Origin of the sequence: Paenibacillus sp. Dod16, assembly GCF_049893405.1 — a bacterium.
Classification (GTDB): Bacteria; Bacillota; Bacilli; order Paenibacillales; family Paenibacillaceae; genus Paenibacillus_AQ.
In genome coordinates, this window is record NZ_JBNDYG010000023.1 from 1 (window position 1) to 16863 (window position 16863).

At 50.2% G+C, this 16863-nt stretch carries 18 protein-coding genes; 10 read left to right on the forward strand and 8 right to left on the reverse strand.

Annotation, left to right across the window (positions count from 1 at the left end; translation table 11 throughout):
• Positions 1 to 324 precede the first annotated feature (324 nt).
• Positions 325 to 519 carry a hypothetical protein gene (locus ACPV3A_RS17130; RefSeq protein WP_071219472.1) on the forward strand — a complete coding sequence of 65 codons (195 nt, stop codon included), beginning with the start codon at positions 325 to 327 and terminating at the stop codon, positions 517 to 519.
• A 162-nt stretch (positions 520 to 681) separates the two neighbouring features.
• Positions 682 to 1695, forward strand: coding sequence for a serine hydrolase domain-containing protein (locus ACPV3A_RS17135; protein WP_426200419.1), 1014 nt, complete (start codon positions 682 to 684; stop codon positions 1693 to 1695).
• Between the two features lie 85 nt (positions 1696 to 1780).
• On the opposite strand, the gene ACPV3A_RS17140 is transcribed toward ACPV3A_RS17135, so the two are convergent.
• From ACPV3A_RS17140 to ACPV3A_RS17175, 8 genes are all read right to left on the reverse strand, one after another.
• On the reverse strand, positions 1781 to 2233 hold the full coding sequence (locus ACPV3A_RS17140) for a hypothetical protein (protein ID WP_426200420.1): 453 nt from the start codon (positions 2231 to 2233) through the stop codon (positions 1781 to 1783).
• Positions 2234 to 2292: 59 nt separating this feature from the next.
• Positions 2293 to 2982, reverse strand: a complete 690-nt coding sequence (locus ACPV3A_RS17145) for a hypothetical protein (RefSeq protein ID WP_426200421.1) — start codon at positions 2980 to 2982, stop codon at positions 2293 to 2295.
• The gene (locus ACPV3A_RS17150) at positions 2975 to 3853 is read right to left on the reverse strand and encodes an ATP-binding cassette domain-containing protein (protein WP_426200422.1); all 879 of its coding nucleotides are present in this window, start codon (positions 3851 to 3853) and stop codon (positions 2975 to 2977) included. The genes ACPV3A_RS17145 and ACPV3A_RS17150 overlap by 8 nt, the downstream gene beginning before the upstream one ends.
• A 5-nt stretch (positions 3854 to 3858) precedes the next feature.
• Positions 3859 to 4227, reverse strand: a complete 369-nt coding sequence (locus ACPV3A_RS17155) for a GntR family transcriptional regulator (RefSeq protein WP_071219476.1) — start codon at positions 4225 to 4227, stop codon at positions 3859 to 3861.
• A gap of 172 nt (positions 4228 to 4399) precedes the next feature.
• A complete protein-coding gene (locus tag ACPV3A_RS17160) occupies positions 4400 to 5011 on the reverse strand; it encodes a response regulator transcription factor (RefSeq protein WP_426200423.1) in 612 nt (203 codons plus the stop codon).
• Complete coding sequence (locus ACPV3A_RS17165) at positions 4944 to 6176, reverse strand: histidine kinase (RefSeq protein ID WP_426200424.1); 1233 nt, start codon at positions 6174 to 6176, stop codon at positions 4944 to 4946. Before ACPV3A_RS17165 ends, ACPV3A_RS17160 begins: the two co-directional genes overlap by 68 nt.
• 20 nt (positions 6177 to 6196) lie before the next feature.
• Positions 6197 to 6943 (reverse strand): ABC transporter permease, encoded by a 747-nt coding sequence (locus tag ACPV3A_RS17170; protein WP_071219478.1) that lies wholly within the window; start codon positions 6941 to 6943, stop codon positions 6197 to 6199.
• Between the two features lie 2 nt (positions 6944 to 6945).
• Entirely contained in the window at positions 6946 to 7869 is a 924-nt protein-coding gene (locus ACPV3A_RS17175) for an ABC transporter ATP-binding protein (RefSeq protein WP_426200425.1), read from the reverse strand.
• A gap of 310 nt (positions 7870 to 8179) precedes the next feature.
• On the opposite strand from ACPV3A_RS17175, the gene ACPV3A_RS17180 reads away from it, so the two are divergent.
• From ACPV3A_RS17180 to ACPV3A_RS17215, 8 genes are all read left to right on the forward strand, one after another.
• On the forward strand, positions 8180 to 9130 hold the full coding sequence (locus ACPV3A_RS17180) for an ROK family glucokinase (RefSeq protein WP_071219480.1): 951 nt from the start codon (positions 8180 to 8182) through the stop codon (positions 9128 to 9130).
• Positions 9131 to 9181: 51 nt separating this feature from the next.
• Entirely contained in the window at positions 9182 to 10090 is a 909-nt protein-coding gene (rapZ, locus tag ACPV3A_RS17185; RefSeq protein WP_071219481.1) for an RNase adapter RapZ, read from the forward strand.
• A 57-nt stretch (positions 10091 to 10147) separates the two neighbouring features.
• Positions 10148 to 11089: a gluconeogenesis factor YvcK family protein gene (locus ACPV3A_RS17190; protein ID WP_181469905.1), complete on the forward strand. Its 942-nt coding sequence runs from the start codon at positions 10148 to 10150 to the stop codon at positions 11087 to 11089.
• Between the two features lie 5 nt (positions 11090 to 11094).
• A complete protein-coding gene (gene whiA / locus ACPV3A_RS17195) occupies positions 11095 to 12024 on the forward strand; it encodes a DNA-binding protein WhiA (protein WP_071219483.1) in 930 nt (309 codons plus the stop codon).
• 102 nt (positions 12025 to 12126) lie between these two features.
• Complete coding sequence (locus ACPV3A_RS17200; protein WP_006207570.1) at positions 12127 to 12396, forward strand: HPr family phosphocarrier protein; 270 nt, start codon at positions 12127 to 12129, stop codon at positions 12394 to 12396.
• Between the two features lie 339 nt (positions 12397 to 12735).
• Complete coding sequence (locus tag ACPV3A_RS17205; RefSeq protein ID WP_426200426.1) at positions 12736 to 14535, forward strand: ABC transporter ATP-binding protein; 1800 nt, start codon at positions 12736 to 12738, stop codon at positions 14533 to 14535.
• 38 nt (positions 14536 to 14573) lie between these two features.
• Complete coding sequence (locus ACPV3A_RS17210; RefSeq protein ID WP_113060556.1) at positions 14574 to 15254, forward strand: response regulator transcription factor; 681 nt, start codon at positions 14574 to 14576, stop codon at positions 15252 to 15254.
• Positions 15254 to 16333 (forward strand): ATP-binding protein, encoded by a 1080-nt coding sequence (locus ACPV3A_RS17215; RefSeq protein ID WP_426200427.1) that lies wholly within the window; start codon positions 15254 to 15256, stop codon positions 16331 to 16333. Before ACPV3A_RS17210 ends, ACPV3A_RS17215 begins: the two co-directional genes overlap by 1 nt.
• Positions 16334 to 16863 lie beyond the last annotated feature (530 nt).

The window sequence follows — 16863 nt, forward strand, 5'->3', positions numbered from 1 at the left end:
CGGCTTCTTTCTTCGTTTCTTCGCTATATCGATTAAAGGTTTGGCCTTTCTTCGCTGACATAACAAAAATCCCCTCCGGTATCCAGTATTTGAGTTCATTGTAACATGTCCTCTTTTTTCACTGTCTACCATGAGGGGATAATACCAGCGTGCTTCCTGTTTTTAGGTTGACACGGAGCAACTTTACTCTGGCGGAGCGAAGGGTTGAGGTGGAATATGAATCATTTATGACTTTACTTGTCATCGCATTTATGTGATAATATTCACAAATGGTGGCGATGTTTAGATGTCGATGTTGTCTTTCCAAGTAAAGGAGCGTTATTCATGAGGAATAATGGGAATTGTGTCAGCTGCGGCGGCGAGGTATACCCTGCCTCTAACAGATGCGCTCAATGCGGAATGCTGCAGACGTCCGGTCCAACCAAGCACACATTCATGCTGCAGGTCGCTTCGATGATTGGTGCCGGGTTGCTTATTTTTGCAGTCCCGGTGATCCTGCTGATGATGTGGAGATATTAGAATCGAAGCGAATCAACATTTGTATAAATCCCCCACTGGAAGACTGATTGAAGCGTTCTACAAGTGATGAGGGGGATTATTTCATTATATTGATCTTGTACCGAGACTCTCATTCAGGATGCATGGTAAAATACCCCTAACTAGAAAAGGATGGGGTTCGCGATGATACATATAATAGAGGAATTTGCTTCCAGTATTCGTTTTTCGGGTACTGTGCTCGTAACCGACGAAAATGACAACATCGTATGGAACGGTGCCTACGGTTATTCAAACCGGGCCGATCAGATCCCGAATCAAGCAGACACCAGGTTTGGCATTGCCTCAGGCTGTAAGCTGTTCACCGCGATTGCGGTTTGTCAGCTTATCGAGCAGGGTAAGCTGTCGCTGGACAGCAAGCTAAGCGATTGTCTGGATATTCCGCTGCCTAATTTTAGCCCGGATATTACCGTTTTTCATTTGTTGAGTCACAGCTCGGGTATCCCGGATTACTTTGATGAAGAGGTTATGGACGACTTTGAGGATCTGTGGAAGACAATTCCTATGTATACACTCCGTAACGGAAGGGATTTCCTTCCTCTGTTCCAGGATGAGCGTATGAAATTTCAGCCCGGTGAAAGATTTCATTACAACAACGCAGGATTTGTGGTGCTTGGCCTGATCGTTGAACAGCAAGCCGGAATGGCGTTTCGCGACTATGTCCAGCAGTTTGTATTGGAGCCGTGCGGCATGCAGCATTCGGGATATTTTCCGCTGGATCGTCTACCCGCGAATACGGCTTACGGGTATATTGATGAGGAAGACGGCACGTGGAGAACGAACCAGTATGCCATTCCGATTCAAGGTTATGCCGATGGCGGGGCTTATGTGACGGCACCGGACATGATCAAGTTATGGAGATCGCTTATGAACAATACGATGCTCACCGCATCCATGACCGAGAAGCTGCTGGCTTCACACATACAAGTCCCGGGTAGTGATCTGCATTATGGACTTGGCGTGTGGATTACCAAGAAAAATGAGAATGTGTTTAAATACCACGTCATGGGCTATGATCCGGGGGTGAATTTTCGGTCTGCTTATTATCCGGCCACCGGTCATACCCTTGTAGTGGCTTCCAATGCCGCTGGTGGCGCTTTTGAAATGATGCAGTTCATCGAAGAAGAATTGCTGAAGTGATCTGATCTATATGAAACAGCCCCGGGCCTTGAATAGGTCAGGGGCTGTTGCTTTGTTGATTCCAAGATCAAGCGGGTGCTGAGACTTACGATTCAGCTTTGAAGTACCGATTCGCCGCGGGTCGGAACATAAACATCAAGGCTGCAACAACGGCGATTATATGAAGGATACGGCTGGAGGCAAACAGGATGGAAATATTGTCTGCATTAGCAAATGCGTCCCAAAGGGAACCGCCATTTATGAGCCATTTGATGGGGTCAATGATAAGGGAGAGAATGCCAAACCCGCCTAAAAACAAAGCGAGTGTGATACGCGCCCAATTCTTACCTCGAAGCATTCTGACCATGATGTAGACAAGGACTGCGAACATCATGGTTCGTGCTGCGACCTGAGTGAGAATACCGACAATTCCAGCATCCGTTTGGCTGGATATCGAATCGATGACAGCCAGAGTCATCTCGAATACCCCTGCACCGATGGCAATGATCCATAACAGAAAGGACTGGAACACCTCAGAGGGGACAGCATCCTTTTTCAAGATTCATCATTCCTTTCGCGCTAGAGTGATACAATAACGCGTTGTTAGGAGAAACGGGCTTAAACGATGGTGCGTCTGGCCGTGAACCACCAGCCTCCTGCAAGCAGAACGAGGGAGATAATCAGCGTGAGCCCAAGCCCTTGTAGCAGCGAATCGTTGAAGAGAAGGGCCAGCAAGCCATCAGCCAGCGTATGCCGGAGTGAAGGAATGGAGGTAAAGATCGGGATTGCTGCAATAAATACCACCCAGATCACCCAGCCCATGATGTGACGCAGACCGGAAAACAATAGATTCAGTAATGAAATAAGAAGCAGGTAAGCGCCAAATTGATAGAAGAACATCCCAACGATTCCAAATTGATTCCACCCAAAGATTTCAAGGATGTTGAAGGTATTCTCATATTGTCGTATAAAGCTGATCTCCACCTGAAACCAGACGATATTGAGGATAGCAAAGATGGCGGACCATATGGAGTAAACCAGAAGCATGCCAATATAATATTCTTTTCGTGTAGCTCCTAAATTCATTACCCGCCGGAACAAGCCTGCAGGGAGCACACTGCCTACAAATATAAGGAACACGGTGAGGAGGTTGGCCGCAGACACCTGCGTATTCTCCGTGCTGTCTCCAAGAGACAGGCTTACGATAATATTTGCAATCATACTTATTGCAACGGTGCCTAGCATTACCAGGAGATAAGACCGAAGCTGAAGAAATGAAGCCCTCATAAGCGCAGTGGTTTTATTCAATGGATTGACCTCCTTCGATCAAATAGGAGAAAAACTTTTGCAGCGGTAAACCATCAATAGCGATACCAAGCTTGTTGGCTTGTGCACGGTCTGCCTCATGGATGGCTCCATATATCGCGGTTAAGGAACCTTTACCGTAAGATTCTTTATAGATCACGTGGCGATCCTTCGTAAGCAGTTCGACTTGCTCCTGGTTCCCGGTCAACAGATGAGAATTGGCACGGATATGGTCAACATCGTCATGCAATAACATAGCGCCGGAATCCATGATGTAAACTTTCTCAACAACGGTTGCGATCTCATCAATCAGATGGGTCGAGAGCAGGATGGTCCGTGGATGATTGGCATAATCCTCAACCAGAACGCGATAAAATCTCTCTCGCATGAGCACATCCAATCCCAGCAACGGTTCATCAAATACGGTAATCGGGGCCCGGCTGGCCAGACCGATAATGTTTCCGACCAAAGACTCCATTCCCCGTGACAGCTGGCGGATTTTTTTGTCCGGGTTCAGCTTGAATGTCTTCAGCAGGCTCTGGGCATAATCCCAGTCCCAGTTCTCGTGAAAGGCCGATGCCAAGCGCAGCACTTCAATCACCTTGGCACCGCCGAAGAACAAATTCTTCTCTCTTACGTAACAGATCCCTTTCAGGGTTTCCCCATGCTTAAGCTTGACACCCGAGACCTGGATGCTGCCATGGTCGGGAAAAGATCCCCCGGTCATCATATTAAGCAGCGTGGTCTTTCCAGCGCCATTGCGGCCCAACAGGCCATAGATCGTATTCTCTTCCAGCTGGAGCTCCAGATTTCGGACCGCTTCCGTACGCCCGTAACTCTTGCTCAGGTTGGAACAGGTAAGTATTGCGTTCATCGTGCTCATCTCCTATCTCTCTGTTTGATCATTTCTATAACGTCGTCGGTGGTCAATTCAAGCTTTTCCGCTTCATCTAGCAGCTTCAATACGAGTTCGTTGTAAAACCGGTCCTGCCGCTTGGTCAATATGATCTGTTTGGCGTCTGCTGCAACAAACATGCCGAGCCCCCTTTTCTTGTACAAGATCCCTTCATTGACAAGCAGGGCAATGCCTTTTACAGCTGTAGCGGGATTGACCTGAAAAGTACTCGCGAACTGCGACATCGAGATAATCTGATCATCCGCTTGGTATGTCCCGTTCAATATGTCATCCTCAATCATATCTGCGATTTGCTGAAAAATCGGCTGTCCTTCGTCAAACCTGGAATTCATGATATCACCCTGTCGGTATGTTAGTCTTGTAACATACTATAATGCCAAGTGGAAAGATGTGTCAACCAAAAAATAAAAAAACAGGCCAACGTAGGCCTGTTTTCGATGTGAAGTACAAAAATCCCCCGTCTTAAAGAGACGGGGGGAGGTGTGTGAGCAAGCCGTGAGGGGCCTATATCCAGCCCTTCTCCTCTGCCATCGAGATGGCCTCGATCCGGTTCTTGGCACTCAGTTTGCTTAAGATCTCGGACATATAGTTGCGGACAGTCCCGTAGGATAAGTGGAGCTTCGACGCAATTTCATTAGAACTGTTACCGTCGGCAGCCAATCGCAGCACTTCCCGTTCGCGTTCGGTCAGCGGATTGGCACCCACACCTGACAGCGTACCGAATACGAGCTCAGGGGAGACCTCCCGCCGTCCATCCATGACTCGGCGGATGGCTTCTGCCAGCCGTTCACTGGGCTCATCCTTAAGCAGGTATCCCTGAACGCCCGCCTGCACGGCCCGCTCGAAATAACCAGGCCTAGCGAAAGTGGTCAGGATGATGACCCGGCTGGGATAACCGCGCAGCTTTACTTCCTCCGCCACTTCGAGACCGCTGCGCGCAGGCATTTCGATATCGAGCAGGCATACATCAGGTTGATGCAAGGCAATCAGGGACAGCGCTTCATCGCCGTCGCCGGCTTGACCAATCACATCAATATCGTCTTCAAAATCAAGCAAGGAAGCCAGAGCGCCGCGCAGCATTCTCTGGTCCTCGGCGATCAGCACTTTGATGCTCATGGGAAGTGTCCTCCTTCCGGTTCTTGATGATGATCGGAACATGAATTACTAATATCGTGCCTTGTTGCTCGGAGCTGGCCTCAACGGTGCCCCCGATAAGGGACAGCCGCTCAGCCATGCCTTTCAAGCCATTACTGTTGGATGAAGCTGATGGATCTTCTTCCTTGCTATGAAGACCAACGCCATCATCGGCCACCTCAAGTCGCCACTCATTGCCCAACGACTCGATGGAAATCCGGCACTGGCTCGCCTGACTGTGCTTCACCACATTGGTTACGGCTTCCCGCAAGCAGAGGCTCAGAATATTGTGGGCCAGGTCGGAAATTCCCTCCAGCTTCGGATTGCCGGCACAGCTAAACTGGATATCGGCGCTCTCCAGAATGATCTGGGCCTCGACCAGTTCCTCGGGCAAGGTGGCGGTCCGCATGTCGGATACCAGCTCACGCACTTGGCGAAGCGCGGCCCGCGAGGTGTTCTGAATCTCCCGGGCCTCCATTTGGGCTTTCTCGGGATCCTTTACCGCCAGCTTCTCCACAAGCTGGCTCTTCAACGTGATGAGAGACAGGGTATGACCCAAGGTGTCGTGAAGATCTCTGGCGATACGCATCCGCTCTTCGCCTTTAATCAGATTGCGGATCTGCTCGTTAGCCTGTGCGAGCTCCTTCTCCAGCTGTTGTCGTCGGTTTAGAGAGCGGATGCCGAAGGGTGAGAACAGCATGATGAGAAAGAAAGGAATCATAAAGACCAGATCCTTCCATCCCAGCATGCTTGCGTTTTTGATTAAGGGAACAACCTCTATGATGCCAAACAGCACAAGGGATATCGTGAATTTGCGCCGGTCGGTATACCAGCCGATGAAATTGGCAGTGAAGAACCCCATATACATATAGGTTGGGTGGTACCACATGCAGAGAATGAAAATGATGGACATCTGAATGCCGAGCCACCAGAAAAAACGAGGCGTGCCAGCAGCGAAGTAAAGCTGGCGGTACGTGAGGAGAAACAAGGCAATCAACGTATATCCAATCCCCATCTTCCAGCCTTCTTCGCTCATCATGTTGATTACGGGCAGAGATATATAAATGAGCCACAGATAGGGGAAAAACCCCAATTGCGTTGGAAAAACCTCAAACCCTGCGGATTTCGCGTCTTTCAATTTTTTCATGAAGCCATCATCCTATCCCCTTAATCGGCTTGTTGTTTTTTCCGAATATAGGTGGATAGTAACATAAATACTGCCAAATATCCTGCTAAAACCATGAAATTATCCAATCCCGGCGCTTCTCCGCGAACGATTGACCAGGCACCTCCGCCAAAATGATAGGAGGGCATCCACTTGCCGATGGCTTGCATGATGGAAGGCATCGCTTCGATCGGGAACCACATCCCGCCCGTAACGGCCAGCCCTAAGTAGATGCCGTTGCTGACGCCGCTTGCCGTGTCGACCCGTTTCATGGATCCAATCAAGGTACCGATGGCAAGAAACGGGACGGATGCGATCAGAATCCACAGTCCGCTGAGCAGCCATTGTCCGTAGGTGAGGGAGACTCCGTTAATCAGGTAGCCGGCTACAAAAATGACGAGGATGCAGAGCAGATGCATAACCGTCTGCACAAACATTTTGCCAAAGAAATACACGCTGCCAGGAAGCGGCGTTACCCGCATATATACAGCCCAGCCTTGGACTCTCTCTTGCACGAGGCGAATGCCGAGCGACATGATGGCGGTGCCCATGACACTGAAGGACGCCATCGACATGAGATAGTGGGCCTGCCATTGTCCGGTATCATCGGCCCCCGTATTCACGACCCGCGTAAAGATGAAATAGAACAGAATTGGCATGGCCAAAGACCAGAAAATATAATACGGATTGCGTACCATCCGGAGTAATTCCATTTTGCACTGCAAGGTTATCAGTTTCCAGGTTGTCATCGTTATACAGCCTCCCCTTGATCCATCGTTAATTGGTCGAATGCTTCGTCCAGGCTTCCCTGATCAATGCGAATGTCGCGTACAGCCAGCCCGGCCCGGAACAGAGCCGCCAGCGCCGTGTCCGTATCATCGGTTACGGCGTTCAGCCGGCCGTTGTGTTCATACACATCGGTTACACCGGGTACTTCATGAAGCAGCTCCTTGACCTGCTGGTGGTCCGCATCCACGATAAAGGAAACCGACCTTCGTGTCAGCTTGGCTTTGATCGCTTCCGGCGTGCCATCGGCGGCAACCTGACCTTGATGGAAGAGCAGAATGCGGTCGGCCATATCGTCCGCCTCTTGCAGATAATGCGTGGTGAACAGAATCGTTTTGCCCTGATCGGCAAGCTTGCGTACCGTCTGCCAAAATAACCGGCGGGCCGAAGTATCCAGGCCGACCGTTGGTTCATCGAAAAACAGCAGCTCGGGGTTGCCCGCAATCGCCAGCGCAAAGCTGAGCTTGCGTTTCTGGCCGCCGGACATTTTGACAGCCCATTTATTCAGTTCTTCAGCGGTAAGTCCGCTCAAGCTCGCGATTTCATCCAGTGTTAGCGGGTTCGGATAATAGCCTCGGATGAGATTGATAATTTCGCGCGTCCGCAATCCGTCCATAACACTGACCTCTTGAAGCATGGCGCCAATCTTCTCACGGACCTTCAAGTCCTTCGGACTGCGTCCGAACAGAAGAACTTCACCTTGGCTGGCGTCTTTAAGGCCGAGCATCATGGAGATGGCGGTTGATTTCCCTGCTCCGTTGGGTCCGAGAATGGCTGTGATCGACCCTTTCTCTATCGTAAACGACACTTGGTTGACGGCTTTTTTGCTTCCGAACATCTTGCTTACCTGCCGCAGCTCTGCAATAGGTTCTTGGATTGGGTTTGTCATGGAATCGCTCCTCCGTAATCGAAATGATCTGAATTCATCATACGAAAGCGAGGGAATCCCCGTTAGTAAAGGATGTCACCACTTCAGAGTGACAATTGTCATGTCGGATCTGCCGTAGAGAGAGGGGAGTTAGATGATGAACAAACTAGGGAGGTTTCGTAGGCGTTTGGATGCGCTTACATAATCGAAATTAAAGGACTGCTTACGGTTTCCTGTCACGTGGTGTTCTCTTGACCGCAGAAGTGCCTTCAATTATAGTGGGTACAGTAGGAGCAATCTATAATATAGAAGGAAAAAGGTGGCTTGAAACATGTCTGAGAACATCTACGTCGGTGTCGATCTGGGCGGAACAGCAATTAAAGTTGGAATTTGCAATGAAGAGGGGCATCTTCTGCATAAGTATGAGGGGCCGACGGAAACAGCCAAAGGCGTTGACACGGTTATTGACAACATTGAGAAATATGTGCGTCACATTGTGGAAGAATCGCCATTCAGCTGGGATCAACTTGCTGGTGTGGGAGCTGGATTCGCCGGCTTTACGAATATTCGTGAAGGTATCATTATTCTGGCACCGAATGTAGGATTTAAAGATGTACCGATTCGCGCACTGCTTGAAGAGCGTCTCGGCAAGCCCGTCAAAATAGACAACGACGCCAATGTGGCTGCATTGGGTGAAGCCTGGAGCGGCTCAGGCCGCGGCGTTGAGAACTGCGTATGCTACACGCTGGGTACTGGTGTTGGCGGAGGCATTATTATTAACGGCAAGATTTATCAAGGCTTCGGCGGCATGGCTGGCGAGCTTGGACATATCTCGGTTGTGCCTGACTTGGAAGCGATTCAATGCGGATGCGGTGAAATGGGCTGTCTGGAGACGGTTTCGTCGGCAACCGGCATTATCCGTATGGCGAAGGATGCCGTAGAGCGTGGGGACCGTACTTCCCTTGCCCATGTAGAGAGCATTGCGGCGAAGGAAGTGTTTGATGCTGCAAAGGCTGGCGATGAAGTTGCCATTCGGATCGTGAATCGCGCAGCTTATTACCTGGGCAAATCTATGGCTGCCGTTGCGGCCGTGCTGAATCCGGAAGCCTTTATTATCGGCGGCGGCGTATCCAAAGCCGGCGACATTCTGTTTGATGAAGTCCGCGCTGTATTTGCGAAGCTGACACCAGAGCCGCTTCAGCGAGGTGTGCGCATCGTTCCGGCTGAGCTCGGCAATGATGCCGGCGTCGTTGGCGCAGCCGGTTTGCACTTGCGTTCGTAGTATTATTCACCATACATCGTATGATCTAAACTTATAAGGGAGGGAAAGCTGATGCTGGAAGCAGCCAACCGTGGCAGCAACACATCATCCATGGCCACCCTGATCATCATCACCGGGATGTCGGGAGCAGGTAAGACCTTGGCCGTACAAAGTCTGGAGGATCTTGGATTCTTTTGCGTCGATAACCTGCCTCCGGTGCTCATTCCCAAATTCGCGGAGCTGATCGATCAATCCAAGGGTAAGATCGGCAAGGTTGCATTGGTCATCGACCTGCGTGGCCGCGAATTTTTCACGGCTCTATCAGAGTCTCTGAGTTACATCAAGGATCACTTTACCATCCATTGCGAGATTCTATTCCTGGATGCAACGGATTCCGTGCTTGTACAACGTTATAAGGAAAGCCGCCGTCGCCATCCGCTCGCTCCGGAAGGCATGCCGCTTGACGGTATAAGGTTGGAGCGCAAAATGCTGGATGAGCTGAAAAATTCGGCTACCCAGGTGATCGATACCAGCAATATGAAGCCTGTGCGATTGAAGGAGAAGATTATCTCACGTTTCACACATCTGGAGAGCAGCACGTTATCGGTAAATATCACATCCTTTGGGTTTAAATACGGGATTCCGATTGACGCTGATCTGGTGTTTGATGTGCGTTTTCTGCCCAACCCGCACTATGTGGAGCAGCTGCGCCCAAATACCGGCCAGAACAGTGATGTATATGAATACGTGATGAAATGGCCGGAGACGCAGGCATTTCTAACCAAACTGCTCGATATGCTGCATTTCTTGATCCCGCAATATCGGAAGGAAGGCAAAAGCCAGGTTATTATCGGCATTGGCTGTACCGGCGGGAAGCATCGCTCCGTTGCGATAGCCGAATACCTTGGCAAAATGCTGGGCGTTAGCGAAACGGAGACGGTATCGGTGAGTCACCGTGATTCCGATCGGGATCGGCATTAATTAAGGGAAGTGATAAATGTGGCTGTGCAAGCTAGAAAGCGTCCCCGCATCGTCGTGATGGGTGGAGGAACCGGGCTGTCCGTTATGCTCCGGGGACTCAAGGAGAAGCCGCTTGATATTACGGCTATCGTTACCGTCGCTGATGATGGGGGAAGCTCCGGCATACTGCGTAGCGAATTGCAGATGCCGCCCCCGGGAGATATTCGAAATGTACTTACAGCGCTCGCCGATGTGGAGCCGCTGTTATCCGATATATTGAAATACCGCTTTAAGAATGGCTCGGGACTGGCCGGGCACAGCCTCGGCAATTTAATCTTGGCTGCCATGACGGATTTGCACGGTGATTTTGTCACGGCAGTCAAGGAGATGAGCCGGGTTTTTGTTGTTCGTGGACAGGTGCTGCCCGCGGCGGGTGAAGCCGTTATTTTGCATGCAGAGATGGAAGACGGTTCCATCGTGACCGGTGAATCCAAAATCCCGGAGGCTGGGCGCCGCATTAAGCGGATCTTTCTGGAGCCGGAGCATGTTGAGCCACTGCCGGAAGCGCTGGAGGCGATTCAGCAGGCCGATGCGATTCTGATCGGTCCGGGAAGCCTATATACCAGTATTTTGCCCAATTTGCTTGTTCCCAAGCTTGCTGAAGCCATCGTATCCTCTGAGGCGATCAAAATGTTCGTGTGCAATGTGATGACGCAGCCTGGAGAAACCGATAATTATACGGTGAGTGATCATTTGCAGGCCGTTTACGATCATATTGGTCTTCATCTGTTCGATTATGTTATTGTAAATGATGGCGAAATCCCGCCGCAGGTTCAGGATAAGTATGCTCAGAAGGGTGCAAAGCCCGTGTTCCTGGATCGTGATGAGGTGACCAGCAGAGGGTACAAACTCATTGCAGATAAGCTTGTGCTATTTAGAACATACTTAAGACATGACGCTGACAAGCTGAGCAATCATATTTTTCAGCTGGTACAGGATTGGATTACACGAAAGGGGTGAGTACCTTGTCCTTTGCGGCACAGACGAAGAAAGAACTGACCATGATCGAAAGCCAGAACTGCTGTGAAAAAGCCGAGCTGTCCGCGCTCATTCGGATGAACGGTTCTGTTCAGCTTTCGAACAAAAAGGTAATCCTGGATATTTCAACGGAAAATGCCGCGATTGCAAGACGTATTTATTCCTTAATTAAGAGGCATTTCCAGGCACATACCGAACTTTTGGTGCGTAAAAAAATGCGTTTGAAGAAGAATAACGTATATATCGTTCGTATTCCCGCCCAGGTTCAGGAGATACTTAAAGAACTGCGCATCGTTTCCGAGGGCTTTCTGTTTCAATCGCGGATTGATGAACAAATCGTTCGCAAAAATTGCTGTAAACGCGCCTATTTGCGCGGTGCCTTTATGGCTGGCGGATCCGTGAACAATCCGGAGGGATCCTCATACCATCTGGAAATTGCCTCAATGTATGAAGAGCACTGCCAGTCCCTGGTGGATCTGGCGAATGAATTTCATCTGAACGCACGCTGCATCGAGCGGAAGAAAGGCTTTATCTTCTACATTAAGGAAGGCGAGAAAATTATCGAGTTCCTTAATCTGATCGGTGCCCACCAGGCATTATTCAAGTTCGAGGATGTCCGGATTATGCGGGATATGCGGAATTCGGTGAACCGGATCGTAAACTGCGAGACCGCCAACCTGAACAAAACGATCGGCGCTGCCGTCCGTCAGATTGAGAACATTAAGCTGCTCCAAAAGGAAATGGGTCTTGAGAATTTGCCCGATAAACTGCGGGAAGTGGCGGAAATTCGACTGGCTCATCCGGACATGAATCTGAAGGAAGTCGGCGAGCTTCTTAAAGGAACCGTCAGCAAATCCGGCGTTAATCACCGCCTGCGCAAAATCGACGAATTGGCCGAAAAGATTCGGAATGGGTAAGAATTTTTTCTTCTAGTGTCCTGTATGGTAAAATGGTATAATATTATAAAATGTCAATCGCGCTTTCAATGCAGCAGATTTATTAGATAGGGGGWAATTTTCATGACAAAGCACCCGGTAGTCGTTCGGTTAAAGACGGGTCTTCACGCCAGACCGGCCGCGCTGTTCGTTCAGGAAGCGAATAAATACTCATCTGAAATCTTCGTTGAAAAAGATGATAAAAAAGTTAATGCCAAAAGTATCATGGGAATTATGAGCCTTGCGATCAGCTCTGGTACGGAAGTTTACATTAGTGCTGAGGGAGCCGACGCGGAGCAAGCGGTTACTTCACTCGTGAACTTGGTGAGCAAAGAGGAACTCGAGAACCAATAAGGATCACCGTGATTGAAGTTTAAGAAAAGTCTTGTTACTGCAAGGCTTTTTTTGCTATCAAGGTCTTCTGTTACTGGATTCTCGCTTGGTTTTCGTGCGTACATATGAATAGATTTCGAGAAGGGGCGGAGAAATCCGCTCTTTTTCAACATATTGGATGTATAAGTTTCAATGGGGTCCCCGCAAAGTATTTGGAATAAGCATGTAGCTTAGGCTCCACTTGGTGGGGTTATTTTCGGTTGTTTCCCTAGAAGTAAGCCTTCGTTTAACTTCAGTTTAACTTGTTGATATATTCTTTCCTTACAGACAATAAACAGGGATGGAAGGGAAGAGAAAACGATGAGAGAAACGGATCATACTTCGATACAGGAAATTGCTCAGGAAAGGCCGGCCGGCAGCAGCAAAGCRGGTTCGCAGGCCTTCTTCCGGCTGTTAAAAGAAACGAAACCGCCGATGATGCTGCTGATTGGAGCCATCTTGCTGAATGTGGTATCAACCCTGGTCGGGCTAGTCATTCCGATGTTTACAAAGAGCCTGGTGGATGGCTTCTCCTTAACGGATATGAACCGCTCCCATATCATCGGACTTGGGATCGCATTTGTGGTGCAGACGATAGCCGCAGGGGTTTCGATCTTCTTGCTGAGTTATACGGGACAGAAGATGGTGGCCGCCCTTAGGGAACGGCTGTGGAAAAAGCTGCTGGTGCTGCCGATCCGCTACTTCGATCATAATCGTTCAGGGGAATCGGTCAGCCGGATGACGAATGATACAGGAGTGATCAAAAGTCTCATATCGGACCATGTGGCCGGATTTTTTAGCGGGATTATTTCTATTGTCGGTTCCATTGGGGTACTACTCTATCTAAACTGGAAGATGACACTGACGATGTTTATCGTCATTCCGATTGCAGCGCTGATTCTTGTGCCGCTTGGCAAGAAAATGTATAAAATCTCGCTTGGCATGCAAGATGAGACGGCTACGTTTACGGCGAATATCAGTCAGGTGCTGTCGGAGATTCGTTTGGTGAAAGCATCAAACGCTGAGGACAGAGAGTATGAGAATGGGCATAAAGGGATCACCAATCTGCTGAATTTCGGGATCAAGGAAGGCGTGGTATCCGCCTGGATCGCACCGCTGATGTCTTTCGTGCTGATGATGCTGCTGGTGGTGGTCATCGGGTATGGCGGACTTCAGGTGTCCACAGGGGCATTGACCGCCGGCGAGCTGGTTGCGTTTATCCTGTATCTGATTCAGATCGTGATGCCGATGACGCAGTTAACGACGTTTTTTACCCAGTTTCAGAAGGCCAAAGGAGCAACCGAGCGAATATTGGAAACACTGGATGCAGAGGAAGAGTCCATTTCGGAAGGTGCCGATGTAGTGAACGCGAATCAGCGGGTGTCCATCGAGAATCTGTCGTTTGGTTATAAACCGGATGAGCTGGTACTGCATGATATCAGCTTTCAAATGGAGCCGGGCACGGTCACGGCAGTGGTTGGACCGAGTGGCGGAGGCAAAACGACACTATTCTCCATGCTGGAGCGTTTTTACCTTCCGCAAAAAGGACAGATCCGATTGGGCAAGGCGGCGATTGATACGTTCTCTCTACGCTCATGGCGCGGGTTGATTGGTTATGTCTCACAGGATAGTCCAATGATCGCGGGAACCATTCGCGATAACTTATGTTATGGGATGGACCGGGAAGTGAGCGATGGGGAGATCCGAAGAGCGGCAGAAATGGCCTATGCAGATGGATTTATCGACGAGCTGCCGCATGGTTTTGATACGGATGTGGGCGAACGGGGCGTGAAGCTCTCCGGCGGTCAGCGGCAGCGGATTGCCATCGCCAGAGCTTTGCTGCGGGATCCGAAGATTCTGATGCTGGACGAAGCCACCTCCAGTCTGGACAGCCGTTCCGAGATTGAAGTGCAGAAGGCGCTCAAGAACCTGATGGCTGGCCGGACGACGATTATTATTGCACACCGGTTATCCACGGTTGTAGGAGCGAATCAGATTATTTTCATTGAAAAAGGAACGGTAACCGGACGGGGAACGCATGATGAATTGATTGTGCAGCATGACATGTACAGAGAGTTTGCCGTGCAGCAGCTGCAGATGAATGAAACGATTGAGGCCTAAGGGCGCCTTGAAATGCTGGGGAAGAAGGGATGGCCACCATGGCAAAAATATTGGTAGTGGACGACGACCCGAACATCCGCGAACTCATAAAGGTGTTTCTGGAGGAAGCGGGGATGGAAGGGGTATTCGAAGCCTCGGATGGCGTCGAGGCCTTGTCCGTCATGGATCAGACATCCGTCGATCTGGTCGTGATGGATATCATGATGCCGAATATGGACGGATGGGAGCTATGCAGGGAGATCCGGAGGAACACCGGTATTCCGGTGCTGATGCTGACGGCAAAAGGGGAAACGAGGCAGATCGTGAAGGGTTTTGAGCTGGGTACCGACGATTATCTGGTGAAGCCCTTCGAACCAGCGGAGCTCGTTGTGCGCGTCAAAGCGCTGCTGAAGCGATATCAGGTAGCCGCATCGCAGACGGTGACCATCGGCAAGCTGCAGATGAACCGTAGAACCTATGAGGTCAAGGCGGGTGATGAGGCGTTTACCCTGCCGCTGAAGGAGTTTGAGCTGCTCTTCAAGCTGGCTAGTTATCCGGGGAGCACGTTGCCGCGCGACCGGCTGATCGAAGATATATGGGGATATGACTTTGAAGGGAACGAACGGACGCTGGACGTCCACGTGAATCGGCTGCGGGAGCGGTTCCCGGAGGAGAAATACCGGTTCAGGATTCGGACGGTGCGCGGTCTAGGTTACCGCCTGGAGGCAGGTGAAGGTTAATGAAGAAAACGCACAAAATATTGTGGAAGATCGTTCGGGAAACGCTTCAGACCATCTTGATCTTTGTGGTCTTGGGCGCGTCATGGACGGCGGCGACCTATGTGACGCGGTTTATTTACACCTGGACGGGAACGCCGCGTTGGGATTATGTCATCCAGCTGATCAACTTGTTTGTTGGCGTCATCATCTTCTTCCTATTCATGCTGGTCGTGGGCATGTTCTTCAAGCATCGGCAAATGGCCATGCTGAATTCCATTACGGATGCCATGCGCCGGATATCGCAGGGAGACTTCAGTGTGAAGATGGACGAACAAGAATGGCGCGGGGAGTTCAAGATGATCGCCAGCAGCATTAACGACATGGCCGACGAATTGGGCCGGATGGAGACGATGCGTCAGGATTTCATCTCCAATGTGTCCCATGAAATTCAATCCCCGCTCACTTCGATTCGGGGATTTGCAAGGGCGCTCCGAAATCCGCGTCTCACGGAGGAGAAAAGGGATCGTTACCTGGAGATCATCGAAGGAGAGGGCCGCCGCCTCTCGCAGCTGAGTGACAATCTGTTGAAGCTGTCGTCCCTGGAAGGAGAGCAGCCTGCATTCGAAATGGCGCGCTACCGGCTCGACGGGCAGCTGCGTGCGGTCGTCTTGGCGCATGAGCCGCAGTGGCTGGCGAAACGGATTCAGGTGGATCTGGATCTCGCTAAGGTAGAGATTGAGGCCACAGAGGATCTGCTGAGTCAAGTGTGGACCAACTTGCTGCACAACAGCATCAAATTCACGCCGGAAGGCGGTATGATCACCATCGTACTGAAAGCAGGGGAGGACGGAGCCGAGGTTACGATGACGGATACGGGGGTCGGGATGTCGGAGTCGGACCAGCTGCATATATTCGAACGCTTCTACAAAGCGGACAAATCGCGTAATCGCGCTGCGGGTGGCAGCGGACTTGGATTATCGATCGTGAAGCGGATCGTCGATATTCATCAAGGGAAGATTACGGTCCAATCCGAGCTTGGAAAGGGCTCTGTTTTTACGGTGATGGTGCCATATAAGCGATCACTGGATATGAAGAAGTGAATTCTGCAGTGAAGGTTGGACATAAAGCATTTCCCTCGGTAATCTTGCGAATGTAACGGACACCAAGGACCTTATTTGCCGTATAAAGCACCGTAAACTAAAATAACGGACACCAGATCCGTTATTTTAGGATTTGTATAGGTAAATGCGGTCTTTTGGAAGGATTAACGGATCCTTAGTCCGATAGTCTTCGGAAAAGCCCCATTTTCCATCAAATAAGGTACTCTCGGTCCGTTAGCTCCACTAAAGCAGGGTGCAATGCAGTCATAGCAACGACCATTGCAGTCGGCTCTAAATAATATATTGCAGATGCCTATAGCCGTAAGAAAAAACTAGCCGGCGATAACGCTGCACGATAAAATGCAGATGCTAATACTAGCTGGCGATAGCGCTGCACGATAACATGCAGATGCCAATACATAGCTGGCGATAGCGCTCTACAACAATATGCAGATGCCAATACTTAGCTGTTCGATGGCATGTACATGCCATTGTTAGCCGTACGATAACCGGTTAGTTTCACCCTAACG

Excerpts from the sequence above, each read along its gene's own strand:
- ACPV3A_RS17130 (WP_071219472.1), top strand. The coding sequence starts at position 325 with ATGAGGAATAATGGGAATTGTGTCAGCTGCGGCGGCGAGGTATACCCT.
- ACPV3A_RS17135 (WP_426200419.1), top strand. The coding sequence starts at position 682 with ATGATACATATAATAGAGGAATTTGCTTCCAGTATTCGTTTTTCGGGT.
- ACPV3A_RS17150 (WP_426200422.1), bottom strand. The coding sequence starts at position 3,853 with ATGAACGCAATACTTACCTGTTCCAACCTGAGCAAGAGTTACGGGCGT.
- ACPV3A_RS17155 (WP_071219476.1), bottom strand. The coding sequence starts at position 4,227 with ATGAATTCCAGGTTTGACGAAGGACAGCCGATTTTTCAGCAAATCGCA.
- ACPV3A_RS17160 (WP_426200423.1), bottom strand. The coding sequence starts at position 5,011 with ATGAGCATCAAAGTGCTGATCGCCGAGGACCAGAGAATGCTGCGCGGC.
- ACPV3A_RS17165 (WP_426200424.1), bottom strand. The coding sequence starts at position 6,176 with ATGAAAAAATTGAAAGACGCGAAATCCGCAGGGTTTGAGGTTTTTCCA.
- ACPV3A_RS17170 (WP_071219478.1), bottom strand. The coding sequence starts at position 6,943 with ATGACAACCTGGAAACTGATAACCTTGCAGTGCAAAATGGAATTACTC.
- ACPV3A_RS17175 (WP_426200425.1), bottom strand. The coding sequence starts at position 7,869 with ATGACAAACCCAATCCAAGAACCTATTGCAGAGCTGCGGCAGGTAAGC.
- ACPV3A_RS17180 (WP_071219480.1), top strand. The coding sequence starts at position 8,180 with ATGTCTGAGAACATCTACGTCGGTGTCGATCTGGGCGGAACAGCAATT.
- rapZ (WP_071219481.1), top strand. The coding sequence starts at position 9,182 with ATGCTGGAAGCAGCCAACCGTGGCAGCAACACATCATCCATGGCCACC.
- ACPV3A_RS17190 (WP_181469905.1), top strand. The coding sequence starts at position 10,148 with ATGGGTGGAGGAACCGGGCTGTCCGTTATGCTCCGGGGACTCAAGGAG.
- ACPV3A_RS17200 (WP_006207570.1), top strand. The coding sequence starts at position 12,127 with ATGACAAAGCACCCGGTAGTCGTTCGGTTAAAGACGGGTCTTCACGCC.
- ACPV3A_RS17210 (WP_113060556.1), top strand. The coding sequence starts at position 14,574 with ATGGCAAAAATATTGGTAGTGGACGACGACCCGAACATCCGCGAACTC.
- ACPV3A_RS17215 (WP_426200427.1), top strand. The coding sequence starts at position 15,254 with ATGAAGAAAACGCACAAAATATTGTGGAAGATCGTTCGGGAAACGCTT.